Genomic DNA, 732 nt, shown 5'->3' with positions numbered 1-732 from the left:
CTTAACTTCTGTCTGTTACGCTGTCATAAAACGCGTTTGGCGTTGTATGGTTAAGCCTCACGGGTAATTAGTACAGGTTAGCTTAATGGCTCACACCACTTCCACATCCTGCCTATCAACGTTGTAGTCTTCAACGGCCCTTCAGAGACTTTAAAAGTCTAGTGAGAACTCATCTCGAGGCCTGCTTCGCGCTTAGATGCTTTCAGCGCTTATCAGTTCCGAACGTAGCTACCGGGCAGTGCCATTGGCATGACAACCCGAACACCAGCGGTTCGTTCACTCCGGTCCTCTCGTACTAGGAGCAACCCCTCTCAATTCTCAAACGCCCACGGCAGATAGGGACCGAACTGTCTCACGACGTTCTAAACCCAGCTCGCGTACCACTTTAAATGGCGAACAGCCATACCCTTGGGACCGACTTCAGCCCCAGGATGTGATGAGCCGACATCGAGGTGCCAAACACCGCCGTCGATATGAACTCTTGGGCGGTATCAGCCTGTTATCCCCGGAGTACCTTTTATCCGTTGAGCGATGGCCCTTCCATTCAGAACCACCGGATCACTATGACCTACTTTCGTACCTGCTCGACGTGTCTGTCTCGCAGTTAAGCTGGCTTCTACCATTACACTAACCGTACGATGTCCGACCGTACTTAGCCAACCTTCGTGCTCCTCCGTTACTCTTTGGGAGGAGACCGCCCCAGTCAAACTACCCACCAGGCACTGTCCGTAA

At 52.3% G+C, this 732-nt stretch carries 1 rRNA gene; it reads right to left on the bottom strand.

The features are described from left to right. Window positions 1–46 precede the first annotated feature (46 nt). Window positions 47–732 (bottom strand): 23S ribosomal RNA (locus NO991_RS20565); the annotation flags it as partial.

Origin of the sequence: Pseudoalteromonas sp. DY56-GL22 (genome assembly GCF_041414715.1) — a bacterium.
GTDB classification, from domain to species: Bacteria; Pseudomonadota; Gammaproteobacteria; order Enterobacterales; family Alteromonadaceae; genus Pseudoalteromonas; species Pseudoalteromonas simplex.
The sequence above is the reverse complement of the archived record's forward strand: the minus strand, read 5'-3'. Positions and strand labels throughout refer to the sequence as shown.